We start from the raw sequence: 21,214 nt of genomic DNA, 5'->3' as shown, positions 1-21,214 counted from the left end.
CGCGTACGTTGGACGCCATGACCGCGCACGACGACGTCCGTTCTCCCCAAGCCACGTCCCCCGTTTCCGACGATCCCCACCAGTGGCTGGAAGAGGTCACCGGCGACGCCGCGCTGTCCTGGGTGCGCGCCCACAACGAGCCCACCGTCGCCGAGCTGACCACCTCGGAGCGATTCCGCGAACTCGAGGCCGCCACCCTCGCGACCCTCGACACCGACGACCGCATTCCCTACGCCCGCCGCCGCGGCGAGTACCTCTACAACTTCTGGCGTGACGCGGCGAACCCACGCGGGTTGTGGCGTCGCACGACCTTCGACTCCTATGTCACCGACTCGCCCGAATGGGACGTCCTCATCGACGTCGACGAGCTCGCGCGCGCGGAGGACGAGAACTGGGTCTGGGCAGGCGCGACCGTGCTGCGACCCGAGTACGAGCGGGCGCTCATCTCGCTGTCGCGCGGCGGCGCCGACGCATCGGTGGTCCGCGAGTTCGACATTCCGTCCCGCACCTGGGTCGACGGCGGCTTCGCGCTGCCGGAGAACAAGTCGAGCGTCGGCTGGATCGACCGCGACACCGTCTACGTGGGAACCGATTTCGGCGAACAGCCCGACGGCCACGGGTCGCTGACCGACTCCGGCTATCCGCGTGTGGTCAAGCGGTGGACTCGGGGCACGCCGCTCGAGGACGCGGTGACCGTCTTCGCGGGCGAGCCCGGCGATGTGTCCGTACACGCGGTCTACGACGACACCCCCGGTTACGAGCGGCACTTCATCGGTCGCGCAACGGATTTCTTCAACTCGCTGGACTATGAACTGCGCGACGGAGAACCCGAGCTGCTCGACGTCCCCACGGACGCGAGCGCCGGGGTGCGCAAGAATTGGCTCCTGGTGATGACGCGCTCGCCATGGGAGGTCAACGGCACGACACACGCTCCCGGCACCCTGCTGGCCTTCGATTACGAGGCGTACCGGACAGGCGACCGAGGGGCCACGATCCTTTTCACCCCGGACGCACACACGAGTCTCGTCGACTATGCCTATACGCGTTCGCATCTGATCCTCGTGCTGCTCCACGACGTCCACACCCGGGTGGAGGTCCGTGAGCTGGGGTCATGGACGGTCGTCGACATGCCCGGCCTGCCCGACCTCGCGACGGTCTCGGTGCTCGACACCGACCCCGACGAGAGCAACGAGGTGTTCTGGTCGGCGACCTCGTTCACCGATCCACCGAGCCTCCTGCATGGCGAGAGCGGTCGCGCACCGCGGGTCATCAAGCACAGCCCGTCGTTCTTCGACTCCGAGACTGTCACCGCAGAACAGCATTTCGCCACCTCCGACGACGGCACCCAGGTTCCGTACTTCGTGGTCCGCCGACGCGACGTCTCCTCCGGTCCGACGCTTCTCTACGGTTACGGCGGCTTCGAAAACTCCCTCACCCCCGGTTACCTCGCGGTCGCCGGACAGAGCTGGATCGAGCGCGGCGGCATCTACGTCATCGCCAACATCCGCGGCGGCGGCGAGTACGGGCCGTCGTGGCACACCCAGGCACAGAAGGCCGGGCGGCACAAGGTCTACGAGGACTTCGCCGCGGTGGCCCGTGCGCTCGTCGACACCGGCCTGACGACACCCGAACAGCTCGGCGCACAGGGCGGCTCCAACGGCGGTCTGCTGATGGGTGTGATGCTCACGCGATACCCGGAGTTGTTCGGCGCACTCGTGTGCCAGGTGCCGCTGATCGACATGAAGCGCTACCACCTGCTGCTCGCCGGCGCGTCGTGGATGGCCGAATACGGCGACCCCGACGATCCCGAACAGTGGGAGTTCATGAAGCCGTTCTCGCCGTACCAGAACATCGAGGCCGGCGTGGCGTACCCGGCCATCCTGGTCACCACCTCGACTCGCGACGACCGTGTCCATCCCGGGCACGCGCGCAAGCTGGTCGCGCGCCTCGAGGAGACCGGACACGACGTCCTGTACTACGAGAACATCGAGGGCGGCCACGGCGGCGCGGCAGACAACAAGCAGGCCGCATTCAAGTCGGCCCTCGCCTACGAATTCCTCTGGCGGACAATCGGGAATTCGTAGCAAAAAATGGTGCTATGCACCATCTTTCGCTACGAAATGCCGGTGGACGACCACGGCCGCCGGGCGTACGGACCGTTCACCGACGAGCAAGCCGGGCCGCAGCAGCTCGGCGACGGTCCGATCCGCGGCGGCATCGTCCGCCGTCCGGACGTCGACTGCTTCCATCGTCCGGGCGTCGAACTCGACGCCCGGGACCGGACTGACGACGACACCCCCTCGCCCGGCGATGACCCGTTCGAGGCCGGCACGCAGCAGCTCGAACGCCGGACGGTCGGCGTCCGACGCCGACGCCGCGCACGTCGTCGCATCGGTGTGGAGTGCGAAGAGATCGACGAGAAGCGATGTGTCCGCGGCCGCCGGTCCGGCCGGGGCCCGCGTCGCGTCGACGAGACGTTCGATGGTCCGGGTCTGGCGCGCCACCACGAGGGCGAGGTCGGACACCTGCTCCCGGAGCTGTGCGAGGGCATCGATCTGCTGCGGCGTCGGCTCCCCGGAAGTCGTCATTTCCACAGCGTAATCACCGGTGCCCGGCCGTTCGTCCGAGTCGTCGAGGCCGTCGGCGCTGCTAGCATCCCCGATCGTGGGCGTAATCGGGATCGACCTGGGAACCACCAACTCGGCGATGGCCAAGATCGACGCCGACGGCCGCCCGGAGGTGATCGTCGGCCTGATGGGGGCGCCGACGACCCCGTCGACCGTGCTGCTGACCTCGGCCACCGATCACGTCGTCGGTGAGGGTGCGCGCCGGCAGGCCCGACTCGATCCGGAGAACGTGTGCAGCCTCGTCAAACGGCGGATGGGCGACGCGCAGTGGCGCTTCGTCGCCCACGGTCAGACCTGGTCGGCGCCCGCGATCTCCGCGCTCATCCTGAAATCCCTCATGTCCGACGCGGAGTTCGCCGGCGAGCGGGTCGAGCGCGCGGTCATCACCGTGCCGGCCTACTTCGGCGACGAGGAGCGCCGCGCGACGATCCAGGCCGGAACCTACGCGGGCCTCGACGTCGCCGGGGTGCTGTCCGAGCCGATCGCCGCGGCCCTGTCCTACGGCTTCAGCCGGATCACCGACCCCTTCGCCAAGGACACACCGGACGAGACGGTCCTGGTGTACGACCTCGGCGGCGGCACCTTCGATGCGACGGTCATCGAACTCGCCGACCGTCGCATCACCGTGCTCGCCGTCGACGGCGACCATCAGCTCGGCGGGGCGGACTGGGACGAGCGGCTCGCGCTCCACCTGTCCCGTGCCTTCTGCACCGAGAACCCCGACGCCGAGGACCCGCTCGACGACTCGGCCGGTTCACAGACCCTGATCCTGGCCGCTGAACGGGCGAAACACGAACTCACCGAATCGGAGTCGACGTCGGTGGTCGTGGCGCACGATGGGGCGCGGTCAGTCATCACCGTCACCAGAGCCGAGCTGGAGGAACTCACCCGTCCCCTGCTGGCCCGCACGATCGAACTCACCAGGTCGTGTCTGGCCGCGGCCGAGCGCCGCGGAGTCGGCTCGGTCGACCGCGTCCTGCTGGTCGGCGGCTCGTCACGGATGCCGATGGTGACGCGCGAACTGGCTGCGGCACTGGGCAGGTCACCTGAGCTGGACGACCCGGACCTCGCCGTCGCGCGCGGCGCCGCCATCTACGGCGAGAAGCTCGAGATCGAACGACTGGTCCGCGCCGACCTCACCACCCGCGGCCGGCTCCGCGAGGACCGCGGCCTCGACACCGTCGCTGCGGCCGATCTCGACGAGTCCTGCACGCGGGTGGCACAGGCGTTCGCGCTGCCGGTGAGCAGCGTGCGGCGCATGCTCGAGATCTCCGTGGACACCGTCGTGTCACGGGGTTTCGGAGTTCTGGCGGTCAACGGTCACAACGGAGAACTCGAGGCGAGCTGGCTCGTCCACCGCAATCAGACCCTGCCCATCCGGGTCCGACGCTCATTCGGCACCATGCGCCGCGACCAGACACGCATCGAGTTGGTCGTCCTGGAGCAACAGGGCCAGGCCGCGTCCCCACGTCCCGAGGACGCCAAGGTCCTCATCGAGGGCGCCATCACCGACATCCCGCCCGGTTACGACGAGGGGAGCGAGGTGTCGGTCACGTTCGAGATGGCCTTCGACGGCGTGTTGCACGTGACGGCCTTCCACGTCGACGCGCAGATCCCGTTGACATTGTCCGCGAAAACCGGTGCATCGCTGTCGAAGTCCGAGGTCGAACGCGAACTCGAGCAGGTGCATCGGTCCCGGCGACGCGACCGATGACACCGGATATGGCGGAGCTGGGGGTGTGATGGAACCGTTCGTCGGCAACGACTACCGCAAACGGGTGCTCGCCGCGGTCGACAAGCGCGGCGGTGCCGGGGAGTCCGACGTGTTCGAGCTCTACGACATCCCCATCGAGGAGGCCGAGCGCCTCGGTGACGACCAGGTACTGCAACGCCTCGACGAGGTCTGGGCGTTCTGGCAGAAGCAGCGGGACCACCCCAAGTATCGCGTCCTGGTCGCACGCCTGGTTGCCGAACACGACGTCCGGTCGGCTCCGCTGCGGCACAAGACCGGTCGCATCGCCGAGGCGCGGGCGGTGCGCACCCGGCGCGAGTTGCGCGACCAGAAGAGGTTCGAACTCCTCGACAACGCCATTGCCCGGCTCAACGAACGCTACGGCGGCATCCCGGCGTCGAAACGACAGGGACTCGACGACATCGGCGCCATGGGAGGTCTCACCCCCGCCGAGATCGCCACGCGACTCCGACGACACCGGCTCATCGACGACCCGCCTCCGGCGGCGCCCGCTGTCGCCGGACCGGCAGCGGCGCTGACCGACCGGCAACGCAGCCAGATCGGTGACCTCCTGGCCGAATTCGACCGCCTCCGCGACGGCGAACCCACCCCGACCCTGCTCACCTTTCTGCACCTCGACACCGACGACGCGGCTGATCACGCGCTCGTCGGATCGCGTGCCGCCGCACTCAACGAGCGTGCGCGCGAACTCGCCGCGGGGCGTATGCGGGCGGTGATCGACGAACTCCTGGTGCACGTGAACGACGTCCTGCTGACCGATCCCGCCCTCGCGCAGGCATATCGACAATCCGTCGTCGACGAGGTGACCGAACATCTGCGGCCTCGCGTCCGCGCGGCCGTGCTGGTGGAGGACGAACTGGGCGCCGCCGACCACGAGTTCCTCCTCGCCGAGGCGGGCAGTCTGGGGTTGGGCGCCCGCGACGCACGGCAGGTGATCGCCGCTGTCGCACACGAGTTCGGAGCCCGAGTGGTCACCTCGCCCGCCGTCACCCCGGGAAGCGTCGAGCCCCCTGCCCCGCCTGTCGAAACCCCTTCTCGACGGTGGGAGAACGACCTGCGCGCCGCGCGCGCCGCCCTGCGTGACGGCCTGCCGTTCCGGGCACGCACGGCGATCGCCGAGGCACGTGCCGCCGCCGGAGACGACGGTGATGCCCTCCGCCAGATCGCGGCGGTCGCCGCCGAGATCGACCGCGTCGCCGACAAGGCGCTCGGGGACTACCGACATGCGCAGGCACTGGTCGCCGACAACCACCACGTCGCCGCCCTGGAACTGTTCGAGGCGCTGCACCGCGAAGCACGGGATGTGGACCTGGCCGGCGGCGCGGACGGAAGCCTCGACGCCCGGCTCGACGCCGCGCGCGCCCTGGTCCGCGCAGCCGACGAGCTGGCCCGTGCAGCGGCGGGCGACCCGGGCAGCCTCGCCGCGGTGATCGAGATGCGACGCCGGATCGTCGATCACGAGGAGCTCAACGCCGTCGCGGACCGTGTCCGCATCGAACCGCCCCGGAACGTACGCACGACGACGGGCCACGACGGCACCACCGTGTCCTGGGAGGCCTCGCCGACGCCCGCGGTGGTCTACCGGGTGGTGCGGATCGGAGCGGACGGTTCGACACGGACCCTCGGCCGTACGCCGGCGACCGAACTGTCCGACGGCGGTACGGTCGACCCGGTCCCGCCCGTCTACGAGGTCACCGCCGTGCTCGGGGACCAGCGCTCGGAGCCAGCCCGTTCCGGCCCAGCCCCCTCACCGACCGCCCCCTCACCGACTGTCTCCGCACCGGCCGCACCGAGCTCGACTCCCCGAGACGCAGATCCACCCGCGATCACCGCGGTCCGCGTCGACGGGGACACCCTGCGGTTCGACTGGCCGGCCGGGGTGACCGAGGCGATGGTCGTCATCCGGCCGGATACGGCGCCGGACGATCCCGCGGACCCGCGCGCCGTCACCGCGAAGGTGACCAACACCCGCTACCAGATCGACGACGGCTACCCGATCCCGCCGCACATCCCGCGCCCGTGCCACGTGGCGGTGGCGAGTTGCCGACGGACTCCCCAGGGAGCCCTCGCCGTCGCGTCGTCGTTCGGCCCGTCGGCGCGTGCGGAGGCCGGGCCGAGCCGGACCGTCGAGTGAGCCAGGTCCACTACGCTGGGCGCCAACACCACCCGCGTCACCCACCGATGAGATGAGGAAACCGACATGGGGATCGATTACACCAAGCGTCCGAAGGCGCAGCCGCCGCAGCCGCCCGCGCAGCCGCCGGCGGGGTATGGACAGCAGCCGCCCGCTCCCGCGGGTTACGGACAGCAACCGCCCACCCCGGCGGGCTACGGCCAGCAGCCGCCCGCACAACCGGTGTCGCTCTCCAAGATCACCCTGACCAAGTCCGCGCCCAGCATCTCGCTGAGCAAGCAGGGCGCGACCACCGGACAGGTGCGTGTCAACCTGAGCTGGACCTCGAATTCCAAGGGCGGCGGCCTGTTTCGCAAGGCACAGGGCATCGATCTCGACCTCGCCTGCCTGTGGGAGTTCACCGACGGCAGCAAGGGCATCGTCCAGGCCCTCGGCAACTCGTTCCGGGCACCCCGCGACGGTCAGCCCATCATCTATCTCGACGGAGACGACCGATCCGGCTCCGGCGGCGAGAACATGTACATCGATCTCGCGGCGACCAACCAGATCCGGCGCATCCTGATCTTCGCCTACATCTACGAGGGCACCCCCAACTGGGCGGGCGCCAACGGCGTCGTCACCCTCTACCCGGTGAGTGGACCGCAGATCGAGGTCCGGCTCGACGAAGCCGACCAGTCTGCTCTCTCGTGTGCGATCGCGTTGTTCGAGAACCGCGGTGGCGAACTCGTTCTCAATCGCGAGGTCCGATACATCCGTGGCGCCCAGGACAAGGTCGACGAGGCGTACGGCTGGGGCATGAACTGGCGGGGCGCCCGCAAGTAGCGTGCCGGGGCGGTGGACCTGGCATCATTCGGCGCAGTCGCCGAAAGGATGTCGCCCATGCCCTCCACCGCCCCCGCCCTGTCCGCGTTCCTCGAAGGTCTCGCCGACGGTTCGCTCCGCGTGCTCGACCTGACGACCCCGTTGAGCGCATCGACACCGGCGTTGCGGTTGCCCGCCCCGTTCGCGAACCTCATCGACTTCAGTCTCGAAGAGGTCAGCGCGTACAACGAGCCCGGACCCTACTGGCGCCACAACAACATTCACACCGGTGAGCACATCGGCACCCACCTGGACGCGCCGATCCACTGGATCAGCGGCCGCGACGGCGACGATGTCTCACAGATCCCCGTGCAGCGGCTCATCGGGCCCGCCGCCGTTCTCGACCTCACCGACAAGGTCGCCGCCGACCCCGACCACCTCCTGGAAGTCGCCGACGTCGAGCAGTGGGAGAACGTCCACGGGCAGCTCACCGCGGGGACCTGGCTGCTGCTGCGCACCGGTTGGGAGTCGCGCGGCGGTTCCGAGGCCGACTTCCTCAACGCCGACGAGACCGGGTCGCACACTCCCGGCGTCTCGGTCGAGTGTGCGCAGTGGCTCGCCACCGAACGCGAGATCACCGGCCTGGGCGTCGAGACCGTCGGTGTGGACGCCGGCCTCGCCGGCGGGTTCGATCCGGCGTTCCCCGTCCACTACCACTTCCTCGGCAACGACAAGTACGGTCTCACCTCGCTACGCAACCTCGGTTCGCTTCCGCCGACCGGCGCGGTGATCGTGGTGAGTCCGCTGCCGATCGTCGGTGGAACCGGGAGCCCTTCGCGCGTGCTCGCGATCGTCGCGGCCTGATACGCGTGGCGGGCACATACGGTCCGACGATTGCCGACGTCGTCGGCGGCCTACTCGCCGACCTCGGGGTCGGTCACGCCTTCGGCGTCGTCGGCAGCGGCAACTTCGTGATGACCAACGCCCTGCGCTCCGGCGGGGTGCCGTTCACCGCGGCGCGCCACGAGGGCGGTGCCGCGAGCATGGCCGACGCGTATTCGCGCATGTCCGGGCGCGTCGGCGTGCTGTCGGTTCATCAGGGTTGCGGACTGACGAACGCGATGACCGGCATCACCGAGGCGGCCAAGAGCCGTACCCCGATGATCGTGCTCACCGCCGACGCCCCGGCGGCGGCGTTGCGCTCGAACTTCCGCATCGACCAGGACGCTCTCGTCACGAGCGTGGGCGCGGTCAGTGATCGCGTCCACGGCCCGGGTTCGGTCGTCGCCGATGTGACGCGGGCAGTCCGCACCGCGGTGACACAGCGCCGGACCGTCGTCCTCAATGTCGCGATCGACGTCGCGGCCGCGCCCGCGGAGGTGGCGGCACCCGTCACGACACAGGCCGAGGCCCCACGGGTTCGACCCGACGCCGCGTCGGCGCAGCGACTGGCCGACGCCATCGACGCCGCAGACCGGCCGGTCTTCGTCGCGGGCCGCGGCGCGCGCGGCGCGGGGCCCGAGATCGCGGCCCTCGCCGAGCACTCCGGTGCGCTCGTCGCCACCTCGGCCGTCGCGAACGGCCTGTTCGGCCGAAACCCGTTCTCGCTGGGGATCTCCGGCGGGTTCTCCTCCCCCACCTCCGCCGCACTCATCGCCGGAGCCGACCTCATCGTCGGCTGGGGCTGTGCACTGAACATGTGGACGATGCGCCACGGCCGCCTCATCGGTGACGGCAGCGTCGTGGCCCAGGTCGACATCGAGGTCGACGCGCTCGGCGCGCATCGCGGCGTCGACGTCGGGGTGGTCGGCGACTGTGCGGAAACGGCGTCGGACGTACTCGCGCTCCACGGGAACCGCCCGGCCCGGAACGGTTATCGAACCGCGGACGTCGAACAACGAATCGCCGCGTCGTCCCGATGGCGGGATGTCCCGGTGACCGAGGAGGTCACGCCCGGCCGGGTCGATGCGCGGGCAGTGACCATCGCGCTCGACGACATCCTGCCCGCCGATCGGATCGTGTCCATCGACTCCGGCAACTTCATGGGTTATCCGTCGACGCACCTGTCGGTTCCCGACGAGTTCGGATTCTGTTTCACCCAGGCGTTCCAGTCGATCGGCCTCGGTCTCGGCACCGCGATCGGCGCAGCGTTCGCCCAACCGGGCCGAATCCCGGTGCTCGGCACCGGAGACGGCGGATTCCTGATGGCCATCGCCGAATTGGAGACGGCCGTCCGGCTGGCTCTGCCGCTGGTCGTCATCGTCTACAACGACTCCGCCTACGGGGCGGAAGTCCACCACTTCGGCGACGCGGACATGACCACGGTGACCTTTCCCGACGTCGACATCGCCGCGATCGCCCGCGGCCACGGCGCCACCGGGGTCACGGTGACCGGGCTCGACGACCTCGACGGCGTCCGGCGCTGGGTAGCCTCCCTCTCCACCGCGACGCCGTCAGGTCCCTTGGTCATCGACGCCAAGATCGCCGACGACGGCGGCGCGTGGTGGCTCGCCGAGGCGTTCGCCGGCCACTGACGTCCCTGGGGCAACAGGTCAGCGGCGTCCGGCGAAGATCAATCTGCCCAGAATCCCCACTGCGAACATCGCGATGCCCACGCCGCCGACGATGACGGCCACCCGGGTCACATCGTCGTAGGCGCCGTCGATGATGAGTTCGGCCACCCGGCGACCGGAGCTCTCCGCCCCCGACACCTCCTGTTTGGCTCGATCGGCGAAGAACAATCCCATCGCCCAGGTCGAGACACCGGCGGCGACGACGCCCAGTCCGAGCCATGCGAAGACGGTCCCGCGTCGTCGTGCGACCAGTAACGCGAGCAGAGCGGCGAGGACCGCCACCGCGGCCGATCCCCATGCCAGAAGCGTGATCTGGTCGCCGACCTCGGCGTACCTGCCGGCTTCGAGACCCGAAGCGCCGTTGGTCAATTCGACGACGACCGGCCCCTGGATCCGATTGCCGCCGGACAGGTTCAGTGCCCGGTTGATCATGTCGGTGATGTCGAGCTGCATCACCGAGGTGTCCGTGCCGGGGGCGGGAGTCTCGAACAGGAAGTCATGCTGCTGACCCACCACGTCGGCGAAGTCCTGCCGGAACTGTTCGCTGTCGGTATAGCGACCGGCCAGCGGCCGGACGAGGACGCCGGCGATCGGAAGGTCGGTGCGGGCGGTCGCCTGCGCGGCGATCTCGTCCGCCAGATAGTCCTTGACCTGCTGGTTCTCGGCCATCGGCGCGACCGTGGAGACGAATCCCTCCCGATCGACCAGCCGCTGGTCCAGCCAGAACGACGGTACGGCGAGAATGGTCGCCGCGATCGCGACGAGCGTCAACAGGGCACTCAGAAAGCTACGCACAGCCACGAGGCTACCGAGACGTTGAGACCGGGACGCTACTCCCCGATCTCATCGGCGGCGCGTCCGACGATGAGCGGGTCCGGCACCCCGACGAAGGACTCGTTCTTGCCGTCGTAGTCGAACAGGCTGAGCACGTGCCGCATGGCGTTGATCCGGGCACGCTTCTTGTCGTTGGACTTCACCACCGTCCACGGGGCGTGGTCGGTGTCCGTGGCGGCGAACATCGCCTCCTTCGCCTGGGTGTAGGCGTCCCACTTGTCCAGCGACGCGAGGTCCATCGGCGAGAGCTTCCACTGGCGGACGGGATCGATCTGGCGGATGGCGAACCGCGTCCGCTGTTCGAGGGGTGTCACCGAGAACCAGAACTTGACGAGGTTGATCCCGTCGTCGACGAGCATCTTCTCGAAGGCGGGCACCTGCGACATGAACTGTGTGTATTGCTGTGGGCTGCAGAAGCCCATGACCCGTTCGACGCCGGCCCGGTTGTACCAGGACCGGTCGAAGAAGACCATCTCTCCGCCCGCGGGCAGATGCTGGACGTAGCGCTGGAAGTACCACTCGGTGGCCTCGCGCTCGCTGGGCTTGCCGAGCGCCACGACGTGGGCGCCGCGCGGGTTGAGGTGTTCGTTGAAGCGCTTGATCGTGCCGCCCTTGCCCGCCGCGTCACGTCCCTCGAACACCAGCAGGTGCCGCTGCCCGGTCTGCTTGGACCACTTCTGCAGCTTGAGCAACTCGATCTGCAGGCGACGCTTGGTCACCTCGTACTCCCGACGGCTCATGCGCTCGTCGTAGGGATAATCCTCGCGCCAGGTGTCGACGACGTTCCGCTCCGGCAGGGTCAGCAGGACGGGGTCGTCGTCATCGTCGTCGTTGACCGTGAAGAGCGTGGTGTCGTGCAGGTCGACGAGTTGCTGCAGGGCTTCACGACCGTTCAGCACGCTGAAGTCGGGGCCGATCTGGGCGTCAGTGGTGTGGAGGTCGGTCACGCCACAACGATAGGTCGAAGGGGAAAACGACGCCCGACGCTCCGGTGAACGGCCGTCGCGCCGGGCGTGTTCTGACTCTCAGTTCCGCAGGTCGATCGAGCCCGCGTGGAGGCATGCCTTGCCGGTGCTGGTGTCGAAGGCCGTGGCGAAACCGCCGCTGCAGCGCGCACCTTCCGGTCCGGCGTAGGCCTCGCCACCCCAACCGCCGACGGCCACCGTGGTCCCGCCGCGACGTGCCTGGGCGACGGACAGCGCACTCGGTCCCGTCGTCACCGAGTAGGCGGTGCCCCGACTGTTGGCACCGGCGAGAGCGGTGGACCCGGGCTGCAGGTTGTACGCGGAGGCGTTGCCGCCGTTGTCCGACACCGAGACGGCCGTACCACTTCCGCTCTGCTCGTCGGCAGTCGCGCGGCTGCCGGGTCCGGCCTTGGCGCCACAACCACTGCGACCCTCGACGCGCTCGACCTGATGTCCGTTCGACACCGAGCAGTGCGTGGATGCCGAGGACACCCCCTCACCCGACAGACCGGCGAATCCGACACATCCGGCGACACCGGCCAGCAGGACCAGACCACGAACGGCAAACTTCTTGATTTTCAACTGCTTTGGCCTCCATTGTGCGGGCGCCGGGTAAATGACGCCCTCAGCGTACCCGCGCGGTGCGTCGGCGGATGACGATCGCCCCGTCTCACTCGGGTCACGGTTTTGCTCAGCCGGCCGCGCGCTTCTCCACCTCTGCGGTGAGACCCTTGCGTGCGGTGTCGACGGCCATCTTCTGGGCCCGCTTCACGATGAGTCCGGGCAGTTTGATCTTCAGGTCGACCGCGAGGTCGAACCGCACGTGCGATCCACTGTCGGTCGGGGTGACGCTGTACTTGCCGTGCTGCTGGCTCAACTGATTCGACTCGATGAGGTGCCACTCGCAACTGGTGTCGGTCCACTCGTAGGAGCACGTCTGCTCATCGGAGATGCCGGCGGCGGTGACGACCATGCGCACCTTCTCCGGGGTCCCGTCGTCATGACTCGAGAGGATCTCCGCCTCCTTGTGCGGACCCGACCACTCGGGCAGGGACTCGATGTCCATGAGCACTTCCATCACCACGGAGACCGGGGCGGCAACGTCGAATTCGATGTTCGCTGAGACAGCCATGGGCTGAACCTACCGCGCCCTCATCTCGGCGATGCAACGAACTGTCGACGGCGTACCGAACCCCACGACATCACGCTCTGCCGACGCCGGTCAGTTCTCGCGATCGACCAGGTTGACCGGCCACGCCTCGTCGGGGATGTCCCGCAGCGAGCACGCCTGGTCGACGGCGGTGAACCACCCGCGGAAATGCATGATCTCGCCGATGAGGGGGTTGCGCACGGTCGCGTCGCAGCGGAAGCGCTCGCGTCTCTCGTCCCACCCCTCGATGTACTTCATCTGGGCGGTGAACAGGCCACGCATTCCGACCTTCGGGCCGCGCCCGAGCCAGCGCATGGGCCCGCTCTCGAGGAGGAGTTCTCCCGCAGGCGTCACCGACGGCTCGATCGGATAGAGGAACTCGGGTCCGTCGCCGAAATAGTCGACGAGCCCGGAGTGTCCGGCGACGAGCAGCGAGTTCAGCCTGCGCGGCCCGGTGGTGTACTGGAATGTCCGCAGCACCGCGAGCGATTCGCGTCCGAGTTCGTCGGAGTAGCAGTAGTAGCCCTGGGTGAACGGCACCATCCGACTCGTCTTCGCGGGCAGGGCGTTGCGTTTTGCGTAATGCCAGACCGCAGGCGGGGGCAGGGCGGAGGACATGTACACGGATTCGTAGATCCCGGTGCAGATCTGGGCGACCCCGGAGGTGGAGTCGATGCCGTAGCGCCATGCGACGTTGGGGTGCAACCGGTCGAAATCCGAACCCAGCGCGTGCCGGAAGACCGGCGTCATGGCGTCATCTCCCCGAACTCACCCACCCTGTCGGTCACCGCGGATGATCACCGCGGGCCACCGTCACCCCGGTGGTGACGACATGGAGAACCTACTGATGGAGCAGACGCGTGTCCAACGTCTCAGTGAGATCGGAGCCGATCGACGGCAGCATCGCAGAGACCCGCGAGCTCCTCGATGACCCGATCGAGGGGTTCGACGCTGCGCTGTGTCTGACAGAGACCGACGGCTCCCTCGATCGCCGCGACGATGAGGTTGGCGAGTGATCCCGCGCGTTCACCGTCCACGCCGTCGACGACCAGGCGCGCGGTGACGAGGTCGGCCCAGCGCTGGAGGATCTCGGCGGAGGCGTCGGCGACGGCCGGTTCGCTGCGCCGCGCCAGCCCGCCGGCCAGGACCGGACATCCGAACTGGTAGTCGGTGTTGACCAGCAGTCGTCGCCATACGCCGCCGATCTCGCGGACCGTGTCCGCCGGCATCATCGTCGTACGACGTCCGATGCGCTCGGCGATGAAGTCCCCCGCGTACTCGACCGCCTCGGTCATCAGCTGCGTCTTGCCGCCCGGGAAATGATGGTAGATGGATCCACGTGGGGCCGAGCTGGCGGCGATCACGTCACCGATGGACGTCGCGGCGACGCCGTCACGTCCGATCAGGTCGGCGGCGTGCACGACCATGCGTTCGCGCGGACCGCGTTCGTCCGAGCCGGTGACCACGGACTCGGCGGGCTGTGACGCCATGCAGCAACTCCTATGCAGACCCTCATACTCGCGATGTCCTATGCCAGCATACATAGCATTCGCCGAGGTCATCAGCGCACGAGCACAGTGGCTCGACTATGCGGGTCTTCATAATCTCAGCCGACTATGCAACCATGCATAGTCATGAGCACCTCAGCGGACACCGCAACCGACCCCACCGCCCTCTCGGGCCTCGAACTGCTCCGCGCGTGGCAGGCCGGGGGCGCCGGCGCGGACCGTCCGAGCATCGGCCGTCTGCTGGGCATGGTGCCCAAGCAGATCGACGAGGGATCGGTGACGTTTGCCGTGACCCCGCAACCCGACTTCGCCAATCCCCTGGGCACCGTCCACGGCGGCATCTGCGCGACCCTGCTCGACTCCGTCATGGGATGCGCGGTGCACACCACGCTGCCCGCGGGGGTCGGCTACACGACGCTGGAACTGAAGGTGAACTACATCCGCTCGGTCGCGGTCGACGCCGGCGAGCTCACCGGTGTTGGCACGGTCATCCACGCGGGGCGCACCACCGCGACCGCCGAGGGCAAGGTGTTCTCGCACGACGGGAAACTCGTCGCGCACGGAACCACCACGTGCATCGTGTTCCGCTGAGCCACGAGATCGAGTAGCAGGGTCACGGAGTCACCGGCCGGCGGCGATGATCGCGGCGACGTCGTCGGCGCTCATCCCGAAACCGGCGAGACGGCCCAGCGGGATGGACGCGATCATGCGCACCATGTCGACACCCAGTGCATCGTTCCCGGCACTCATCATCGGGTTCTGCCCCGCCAGGTCCGCGAGCTTCTGGGCGACGGCCGGATGTGCGAGCGCCTCGCCGAGGGTGGAGTTCTCGTCGATCGGGATCTGCACGTCGTCACCGTCCAGTTCGACCGTGGTCGTCACCCGGATGTCGCGGCTCGACGCGCCGACTTCGATGGTGTACTCCCCCGGTTCGACGATCCACCGACCGACCCGGGTGTCCCAGTACGCGAGATCGTCCCGGTCGAGGGTGACCGTGACGGTCTGCGACTCGCCGGGCTCGAGCTCCCGGGTGACCGCGAAGCCCTTCAGTTCACGGGGTGCACGCCTCACCGCGGAGTCGCGCCTCGAGGTGTAGACCTGTACGACGTCCCGCCCGCTGCGGGTACCGCTGTTGGTCACCTCGACCCGAACCTCCGACGCGTCATCGGACACGACGAGACCCGCGTGCTCGAAGCTGGTGTACGACAATCCGTGTCCGAACGGATACGTCACGTCGAGCTCTCGGGCGTCGTACCACCGATAGCCGACATAGATGCCCTCGCCGTAGCGGACGTGTGAGTGCTCCCCGGGGAAGTCCAGGTAGGCCGGGGTGTCCTGGAGCCGGACGGGCACGGTCTCGGTGAGCCGACCCGATGGGTTGGTCCGGCCGTAGAGCACGTCGGCGATGGCGCCGCCGCCCGCCTGCCCGAGCAGCGCCGCGTCGAGGATCGCGGGCACGCCGTCGAGAGGCGCGAGGCGGAGAACCCCACCGTGCACGAGTACGACGACCGTGTGCGGCTGGGCCTGCAGGATGTCGTTCAGCAATTCGAGTTGTCCGTCGGGCAGCTCGATGTGGTCGCGGTCGAAGCCTTCGGACTCCTGGTCGGCCGCGAGTCCCAGGAACACCACCGCGGCGTCGGCGTCCGCGGCCGCCCGAACGGCCTCGGCCGGATCCCCCGGCGATCCATCCGTGCGGAAACCGCCGGTGAAGGTCACCTGTCCCCCGAGCGCCCGGATCTCGTCGACCGGCACGTCGAGCCGGGTCGGATTCACGTGCGAGCTACCGCCGCCCTGATAGCGCGGTTGTCGAGCGAACTCCCCGACGACCGCCACGGACCGGGCCGGGTCGAGCGGCAGGAGCCCACCCTCGTTCTTCAGCAGCACGATCGACCGTGCCGCGGCCTCGCGGGCCAGCCGATGGTGCCGCTCGGGATCGATCGCCGTCCTGTTCTCGCGGCCCGCTGCGGTCCGAGCCGCGAGGTCGATGACCGCGCGAGCCGCTCGATCGACCGCGGCCTCGTCGAGCTCACCGTCGCCGACGGCGGCGACCACCTGGTCGTCTGTCGAACCACCGCGGCCGGGCATCTGAAGATCGAGGCCGGCGGCAACCGCGCGGACACGATCCGACACGGCGCCCCAGTCCGACACGACGAGACCGTCGAAACCCCACTCATCGCGCAGCAGTTCCGTCAACAGCCAATGGTTCTCCGATGCGTAGGTGCCGTTGATGCGGTTGTACGAGCACATCACCGTCCACGGATCGGCGGATCGCACGATGTGCGAGAAGGCCCGCAGGTAGATCTCCCGCATCGGTCGGGCGTCGACGTCCGAGCTCGACCTCATCCGGTCGTGCTCGGCGTTGTTGAGTGCGAAGTGCTTGAGAGATGTTCCGACGCCGGTGCTCTGCACACCCCTCACCCAGGCTGCACCGAGCCGGCCCGTGACGATCGGGTCCTCGGAGTAGTACTCGAAGTTCCGACCGCCCCGCGGATCTCGCTTGATGTTCACGCCCGGTCCCAGTAGGACGTCGACCCCCAGCGCCCGCGCCTCGCGGCCCAGCGCCTCACCCACGCGATGCACGAGATCGGGGTCCCAGCTCTGCCCGAGCCCGACCGCGGGCGGAAAGCAGGTCGCGGGTTCGCTACCCCCGAGTCCGAGGTGATCGCTCGCACCCGTCTGCTTCCGCACCCCGTGGGGCCCGTCGGTGAGGGTGAGGGCAGGCACGGAACCGACCGCCTTCGTGGTCCAGAAATCGGCGCCGCTGCCCAGTGCGGCCTTGTCGGTCAGCTCGAGCTCGCTCATCCCCAAACAGTACGGCCGCGGAGCATAAGCCCTGTTCACACTGCGGGCCGCGCTACGTCAGAAACCGCTCCCGCAGTGCGTCCTGCTCGGCTGCGTCGATCCCCAGCCCCTCGCCGAAGTAGCCGCCGATGTCCCCGAACCGCGCACGCATCTCGTCGAACGCGGCGTCGAGGTACCCGGCGTCGACGCCGAGCACGCCGACGAGAAGCTCGGGATTCCCGCCCGCCGCCGCGAAACCGTCGAAGATCGGGGCGAGTGCCGGGATCAATCGCTCGTTGGTGAGCAGGTAGTCGCGGTAGACGTCGTCCGCGGGCACCCCCATCAGGGTGAGAAACGCCGCCGACGCCCAGCCGGTCCGGTCCTTGCCGGTGGTGCAGTGCACCAGGATTGGAGTGGGGGCGTCGCCGAGCAGCCCACGGAAGAAAGCGGTGTACGCGGCGGTGGCGCTCGGGAGGGTGATCATCTCGCGGTAGGTCCCCGCGATCATCTCGCGGGCCTTTCCGCCGGAGAGCATCTTGTCGGCCTGCGCGACGACCTCCGGATCGGCGAGGACCGCGCCGATGTTGGCCGGGATCGACATCTGGGCATCGGCGAGGACGTCGAGGCCGATGTTCGACGCCCCGGGAAGATCCGGGTCCGGGATGGCGTCGCTCTCGTGGCCCGACCTCAGGTCGTAGACCGTCTTCAGCCCCAAGGCCTCCAGCGCCGCCACGTCCGCTGCGTCGAGCGCGGAGAAGTCCGTGGACCGGAACAACAGGCCCGATCGGACCGTCCGCCCATCAGTCGCTTTCCAGCCGCCCAGGTCGCGCAGGTTCGGCAGGCTCCGGACGGGGCTCGGCGCTCCCGGGGTCGAGGTCACGCACACATCGTGACAGATCGCGGCGAGGTCAGTCGGTCAGCGCGCGTTCGAGCATCGGCCACGACTTCACCAGCTGGTCCTGCCAATAGGGCCAGGCATGGGTTCCGGGCGTGTAGTCGACGGTCGCGGGAATGCCGAGTTGCTTGAGCCGGCGGTCGAGGTTGAGAGTGCACTGGTGAGTCGCCGCTTCGATGGCGCCACCGACGGCGATCTGATCGATGTAGATCGTGGTCTGCCCGTCGATCCCCTGGCTCTGCAGGCGGTCGTGGGGACCGGGCACACCGGTACCCGTACTGATGTAGATCGACTTGCCGCGCAGTTTGTAGGCGTTCACCACCGGGTCGTGCGCACGCCACCCGGGTGATCCGACCGGCCCCCAGATGTTGGCGATGTCGCCACCGCCGCGGCCCTCGACGACCGCCCGGATGGCCAGCCTGCCCAGATTGGTGCTCGTCTCGGCGCATCCGCTGTAGGAGGCGACCGCCCGGTAAAGCGCAGGAGCGGACTCGGCGAGACTCAGCGACGACGTTCCCGCCATCGAGATGCCCGCGATCCCGTTGACGCCGGTCGTGTTCAATTTCTTGTCGATCAGGGGCGGCAATTCGCTGGTCAGAAAGGTGGTCCACTTGTTTCGACCCAGCACCGGATCGACTTTCACCCAATCGGTGTAGTAGCTGTATGCGCCGCGCATGGGAACGACCACATTCACATTCTTGTCGGCGACGAAGTCGACGATGTCGGTCTGTTCGAACCAATGTCCGGTGCCCTCACCGCCACCCGCGCCATTCAACAGATAGAGGGTGGGATGCGGCTTCGATGTGTCAGCCGGGAGGAGAACCCGAACCGGCACCTCGCGCTTCATCGACGACGAGTACACCGACAGGTCCAGGACCCGCCCATCGGCGATCGCACGGTCGAGCGCCGCAGCCCGTGCCGACTCGGGGCCCGGCTCCGCCGACGCTACCGACGGAACACCAACGGCCACAACGATTGCGATGACGGCGACAGCCGTGACGATCAGGCGCCGGTGGAGAAAACCACCCACTGTGGACATCACAGTCCCTTCACATGACTTCTACCGCACCGTCGCCTCGACAACGGAACTCCAACGTGCAGGTATCAATCCGAATACTTTTCACCATACGCACCCGGATGGAACGCGTCCCCGGGACTGCATCCCCGGAGACCGATTGTTCAGACGCAACTGGTCGTCGAACAACAAATGCATTCGGCGTATCACCGAGAAGGGAGAAGTATTTCTCGGGCGACGGGTGCGACTGAGCAGCGAATACGGGCCGACTCCGCGGTGAGCGCCGGGTCGTTCGGGGCCGCGATTGCCTGCGTGATTCGTCATCAGGGGGCCCGACCCGTGTCCGAGGCGTCGAGCAGATTCACCCGATCGGACTACACCCTGTTGCCGTTCTGTAGCTGTCGTCGTGCGGTGGTGGTTCGCCCGGCACGTTCGACGGCCACCGGAAAGAGCATCCTCGGGTTCTGCAGGAGGGCCGGCGGGACGACCGAAGCCCGGTCGAGCGTGCCCGTCCACCGGACGCGTCGTCGATGCGGGGTGAGGGCTCTGCCGCGCATCGAGAACTCGTACTCGCCGACGACCTCCCCCAGCGCGAGGGCATCGGGATCGGCGGGGTCGACGACGGCGATCTCGTCCCCGACCGCGAGGTCGGAGACGAACGACGCGAGTACGCGGAGGTCCTTGCCCGGCCGACGACCAGGACTGACCTCCTTCAGCAGTGCCCGCAATCCGGTCTCGGTTCCCACCGAGGCATCGGCGTCGATGCCGGACTCCGTACCGACTCCCACGATCCGCCTCCGCATGAACTCGGCGTACTGATCCACCGACGACGGGCGGATGACCCACACGCTGCGCATCGGGACGTCGAGGTCGTGTGCTGCTGAATCGGGCGCGTCCGGCCAGAAGTACGGGAGGTCGTCGCCAACGTCGTCGAACCGCGTCCCGTAGAAGTCCGGGTCCTTGCGCAGCAGCGCCGAACGGTGGCTCCGGTGGACGCGCTCGTCACCGAGCCACGGTGGCATCAGACCGCTCGCGGCCAGATCCGACTGCGACCTGCCCACCACGCCCGGGGCGAACTCGGCGATCATCGGGGCGGTCGAGTCGGCACGTCCCTCCCGGGTCCAGACCTCGACGAACGCCAGGCCGTAGGCGACGAGCGCCGGGGTGTGGCCACGCCACATCACGACGGCGGGATGATTGGTCCAGCCGTAGTCGAACAACTCGAGCGCACGCAGGATCTGCAGTGTCTCCACCCGCTGCTTGCCGAGTCGCGCCTGGTCGAGCGCCTCGGCGGACCGTCGAAAATCGGGATACGGCAGGAACGTCTGCATGGCGGGTGCTTACCCAGCGCGCCCGGTCGTCCACACCTCGGCGGCCGCAACCCGCGAACCGGAGATTTCAGTCCGGTTCGACACCCGATGCGTCGGTCTCGACCTCTGGCAGCGCGCACACGCCGTCGACGCACACCGCGGCGCCCTCGTCGCCGACCATCTCGAACGGCATCAGCGGCTCAGACACGATCGCCCGCCTCGGCCCGCACCTTGTCGAGCACCTGCGTGAAGGTCTCGGGCGCCTGGGCGCCGGACACTCCGTACTTGCCGTTGACGACGAAGAACGGCACCCCGTTGATGCCGTACGCGCGCGCCTGGTCGATGTCGGCCGCGACCGCCGGCGCGTAGGCACCCGAGTCCAGCGCCGCGATGACCTCGTCGCGATCGAGGCCGATGTCCGCGGCCAGATCAGCGAGTTCGTCGGGACGGCCGACGTGACGACCCTCCTCGAAGTAGGCCTTGAACAACCGCTCCACCAGATCGAGTTGTCGGCCACGCTCTCTCGCGAAGTGCAGCGCCTCATGCGCCTTCAGGGTCTTGGTGTGCTGGAGGCTGTCGAAGTCGTAGTCGAGACCGACCTCGGCGGCGATCCCGGCCACCTGCTCGAGCATCCCCTCGACCTGCTGGGCAGGCATGCCCTTGTGCCGGACCAGGAAGTCCACCTCGGACCCGTCGAAGTCGACCGGCGTATCGGGTGCGAGCTCGAAGCTGTGATAGGTCACCTCGACGTCGTCACGCCCGGCGAACTCGGCGAGACCCGCCTCGAACTTGCGCTTGCCGATGTAGCACCACGGGCAGGCGATGTCGGACCAGATGTCGACGGTGATGGGAGCACTCATGGCCGTCT

The 21,214-nt window shown here is 68.4% G+C and carries 19 protein-coding genes; 7 read left to right on the top strand and 12 right to left on the bottom strand.

Annotation, left to right across the window (positions count from 1 at the left end):
* Positions 1 to 17 precede the first annotated feature (17 nt).
* Positions 18 to 2,084, top strand: coding sequence for a prolyl oligopeptidase family protein (locus MAY35_RS13705; protein WP_238421840.1), 2,067 nt, complete (start codon positions 18 to 20; stop codon positions 2,082 to 2,084).
* Between the two features lie 12 nt (positions 2,085 to 2,096).
* Here MAY35_RS13705 and grpE read toward each other — a convergent pair whose 3' ends face one another.
* Positions 2,097 to 2,588: a nucleotide exchange factor GrpE gene (gene grpE / locus MAY35_RS13700; RefSeq protein WP_238421839.1), complete on the bottom strand. Its 492-nt coding sequence runs from the start codon at positions 2,586 to 2,588 to the stop codon at positions 2,097 to 2,099.
* Positions 2,589 to 2,664: 76 nt separating this feature from the next.
* Here grpE and MAY35_RS13695 point away from each other — a divergent pair, with 76 nt between their 5' ends.
* The 5 genes from MAY35_RS13695 to MAY35_RS13675 all read left to right on the top strand — a co-directional run bounded on the left by MAY35_RS13695 (position 2,665) and on the right by MAY35_RS13675 (position 9,849).
* Positions 2,665 to 4,341, top strand: a complete 1,677-nt coding sequence (locus MAY35_RS13695) for an Hsp70 family protein (protein ID WP_238421838.1) — start codon at positions 2,665 to 2,667, stop codon at positions 4,339 to 4,341.
* Between the two features lie 28 nt (positions 4,342 to 4,369).
* A complete protein-coding gene (locus tag MAY35_RS13690; RefSeq protein WP_238421837.1) occupies positions 4,370 to 6,514 on the top strand; it encodes an Ig-like domain repeat protein in 2,145 nt (714 codons plus the stop codon).
* Positions 6,515 to 6,580: 66 nt separating this feature from the next.
* Entirely contained in the window at positions 6,581 to 7,336 is a 756-nt protein-coding gene (locus tag MAY35_RS13685) for a tellurium resistance protein (RefSeq protein WP_238421836.1), read from the top strand.
* Positions 7,337 to 7,393: 57 nt separating this feature from the next.
* A complete protein-coding gene (locus MAY35_RS13680) occupies positions 7,394 to 8,179 on the top strand; it encodes a cyclase family protein (RefSeq protein WP_238421835.1) in 786 nt (261 codons plus the stop codon).
* A gap of 5 nt (positions 8,180 to 8,184) precedes the next feature.
* On the top strand, positions 8,185 to 9,849 hold the full coding sequence (locus tag MAY35_RS13675; protein ID WP_238421834.1) for a thiamine pyrophosphate-binding protein: 1,665 nt from the start codon (positions 8,185 to 8,187) through the stop codon (positions 9,847 to 9,849).
* Positions 9,850 to 9,867: 18 nt separating this feature from the next.
* On the opposite strand, the gene MAY35_RS13670 is transcribed toward MAY35_RS13675, so the two are convergent.
* From MAY35_RS13670 to MAY35_RS13645, 6 genes are all read right to left on the bottom strand, one after another.
* Complete coding sequence (locus tag MAY35_RS13670; RefSeq protein WP_238421833.1) at positions 9,868 to 10,683, bottom strand: hypothetical protein; 816 nt, start codon at positions 10,681 to 10,683, stop codon at positions 9,868 to 9,870.
* Positions 10,684 to 10,718: 35 nt separating this feature from the next.
* Positions 10,719 to 11,669 (bottom strand): polyphosphate kinase 2, encoded by a 951-nt coding sequence (gene ppk2, locus MAY35_RS13665; RefSeq protein WP_238421832.1) that lies wholly within the window; start codon positions 11,667 to 11,669, stop codon positions 10,719 to 10,721.
* A gap of 78 nt (positions 11,670 to 11,747) precedes the next feature.
* A complete protein-coding gene (locus MAY35_RS13660; RefSeq protein ID WP_238421831.1) occupies positions 11,748 to 12,269 on the bottom strand; it encodes a DUF6764 family protein in 522 nt (173 codons plus the stop codon).
* Positions 12,270 to 12,378: 109 nt separating this feature from the next.
* Positions 12,379 to 12,819: an SRPBCC family protein gene (locus MAY35_RS13655; protein WP_238421830.1), complete on the bottom strand. Its 441-nt coding sequence runs from the start codon at positions 12,817 to 12,819 to the stop codon at positions 12,379 to 12,381.
* Between the two features lie 90 nt (positions 12,820 to 12,909).
* Positions 12,910 to 13,587 carry a DUF4166 domain-containing protein gene (locus tag MAY35_RS13650; protein WP_238421829.1) on the bottom strand — a complete coding sequence of 226 codons (678 nt, stop codon included), beginning with the start codon at positions 13,585 to 13,587 and terminating at the stop codon, positions 12,910 to 12,912.
* Between the two features lie 122 nt (positions 13,588 to 13,709).
* Entirely contained in the window at positions 13,710 to 14,327 is a 618-nt protein-coding gene (locus MAY35_RS13645; protein ID WP_238421828.1) for a TetR/AcrR family transcriptional regulator, read from the bottom strand.
* 126 nt (positions 14,328 to 14,453) lie between these two features.
* Between MAY35_RS13645 and MAY35_RS13640 the strand changes: the two genes are divergently transcribed.
* A complete protein-coding gene (locus tag MAY35_RS13640; RefSeq protein ID WP_238421827.1) occupies positions 14,454 to 14,936 on the top strand; it encodes a PaaI family thioesterase in 483 nt (160 codons plus the stop codon).
* Positions 14,937 to 14,966: 30 nt separating this feature from the next.
* On the opposite strand, the gene MAY35_RS13635 is transcribed toward MAY35_RS13640, so the two are convergent.
* The 5 genes from MAY35_RS13635 to MAY35_RS13615 all read right to left on the bottom strand — a co-directional run bounded on the left by MAY35_RS13635 (position 14,967) and on the right by MAY35_RS13615 (position 21,206).
* Complete coding sequence (locus MAY35_RS13635) at positions 14,967 to 17,147, bottom strand: glycoside hydrolase family 3 C-terminal domain-containing protein (protein WP_238421826.1); 2,181 nt, start codon at positions 17,145 to 17,147, stop codon at positions 14,967 to 14,969.
* Positions 17,148 to 17,199: 52 nt separating this feature from the next.
* On the bottom strand, positions 17,200 to 18,006 hold the full coding sequence (locus MAY35_RS13630; protein WP_238421825.1) for a tyrosine-protein phosphatase: 807 nt from the start codon (positions 18,004 to 18,006) through the stop codon (positions 17,200 to 17,202).
* A gap of 28 nt (positions 18,007 to 18,034) precedes the next feature.
* Positions 18,035 to 19,060 carry an alpha/beta hydrolase family protein gene (locus MAY35_RS13625; RefSeq protein ID WP_238421824.1) on the bottom strand — a complete coding sequence of 342 codons (1,026 nt, stop codon included), beginning with the start codon at positions 19,058 to 19,060 and terminating at the stop codon, positions 18,035 to 18,037.
* 350 nt (positions 19,061 to 19,410) lie between these two features.
* On the bottom strand, positions 19,411 to 20,367 hold the full coding sequence (locus MAY35_RS13620; RefSeq protein ID WP_238421823.1) for an MSMEG_6728 family protein: 957 nt from the start codon (positions 20,365 to 20,367) through the stop codon (positions 19,411 to 19,413).
* A gap of 179 nt (positions 20,368 to 20,546) precedes the next feature.
* Positions 20,547 to 21,206, bottom strand: a complete 660-nt coding sequence (locus MAY35_RS13615; protein ID WP_238421822.1) for a DsbA family protein — start codon at positions 21,204 to 21,206, stop codon at positions 20,547 to 20,549.
* Between the last annotated feature and the right edge of the window lie 8 nt (positions 21,207 to 21,214).

The sequence above is a fragment of the Gordonia sp. 'Campus' genome, assembly GCF_022206305.1.
Lineage (GTDB): Bacteria > Actinomycetota > Actinomycetes > Mycobacteriales > Mycobacteriaceae > Gordonia.
This window is presented reverse-complemented; position numbering and strand designations above follow the sequence as displayed.

Excerpts from the sequence above, each read along its gene's own strand:
- MAY35_RS13705 (WP_238421840.1), top strand. The coding sequence starts at position 18 with ATGACCGCGCACGACGACGTCCGTTCTCCCCAAGCCACGTCCCCCGTT.
- MAY35_RS13635 (WP_238421826.1), bottom strand. The coding sequence starts at position 17,147 with ATGAGCGAGCTCGAGCTGACCGACAAGGCCGCACTGGGCAGCGGCGCC.
- MAY35_RS13615 (WP_238421822.1), bottom strand. The coding sequence starts at position 21,206 with ATGAGTGCTCCCATCACCGTCGACATCTGGTCCGACATCGCCTGCCCG.
- MAY35_RS13655 (WP_238421830.1), bottom strand. The coding sequence starts at position 12,819 with ATGGCTGTCTCAGCGAACATCGAATTCGACGTTGCCGCCCCGGTCTCC.
- grpE (WP_238421839.1), bottom strand. The coding sequence starts at position 2,588 with ATGACGACTTCCGGGGAGCCGACGCCGCAGCAGATCGATGCCCTCGCA.
- MAY35_RS13625 (WP_238421824.1), bottom strand. The coding sequence starts at position 19,060 with ATGTCCACAGTGGGTGGTTTTCTCCACCGGCGCCTGATCGTCACGGCT.
- MAY35_RS13690 (WP_238421837.1), top strand. The coding sequence starts at position 4,370 with ATGGAACCGTTCGTCGGCAACGACTACCGCAAACGGGTGCTCGCCGCG.
- MAY35_RS13650 (WP_238421829.1), bottom strand. The coding sequence starts at position 13,587 with ATGACGCCGGTCTTCCGGCACGCGCTGGGTTCGGATTTCGACCGGTTG.
- MAY35_RS13685 (WP_238421836.1), top strand. The coding sequence starts at position 6,581 with ATGGGGATCGATTACACCAAGCGTCCGAAGGCGCAGCCGCCGCAGCCG.
- MAY35_RS13620 (WP_238421823.1), bottom strand. The coding sequence starts at position 20,367 with ATGCAGACGTTCCTGCCGTATCCCGATTTTCGACGGTCCGCCGAGGCG.
- MAY35_RS13680 (WP_238421835.1), top strand. The coding sequence starts at position 7,394 with ATGCCCTCCACCGCCCCCGCCCTGTCCGCGTTCCTCGAAGGTCTCGCC.
- MAY35_RS13640 (WP_238421827.1), top strand. The coding sequence starts at position 14,454 with ATGCAACCATGCATAGTCATGAGCACCTCAGCGGACACCGCAACCGAC.
- MAY35_RS13645 (WP_238421828.1), bottom strand. The coding sequence starts at position 14,327 with ATGGCGTCACAGCCCGCCGAGTCCGTGGTCACCGGCTCGGACGAACGC.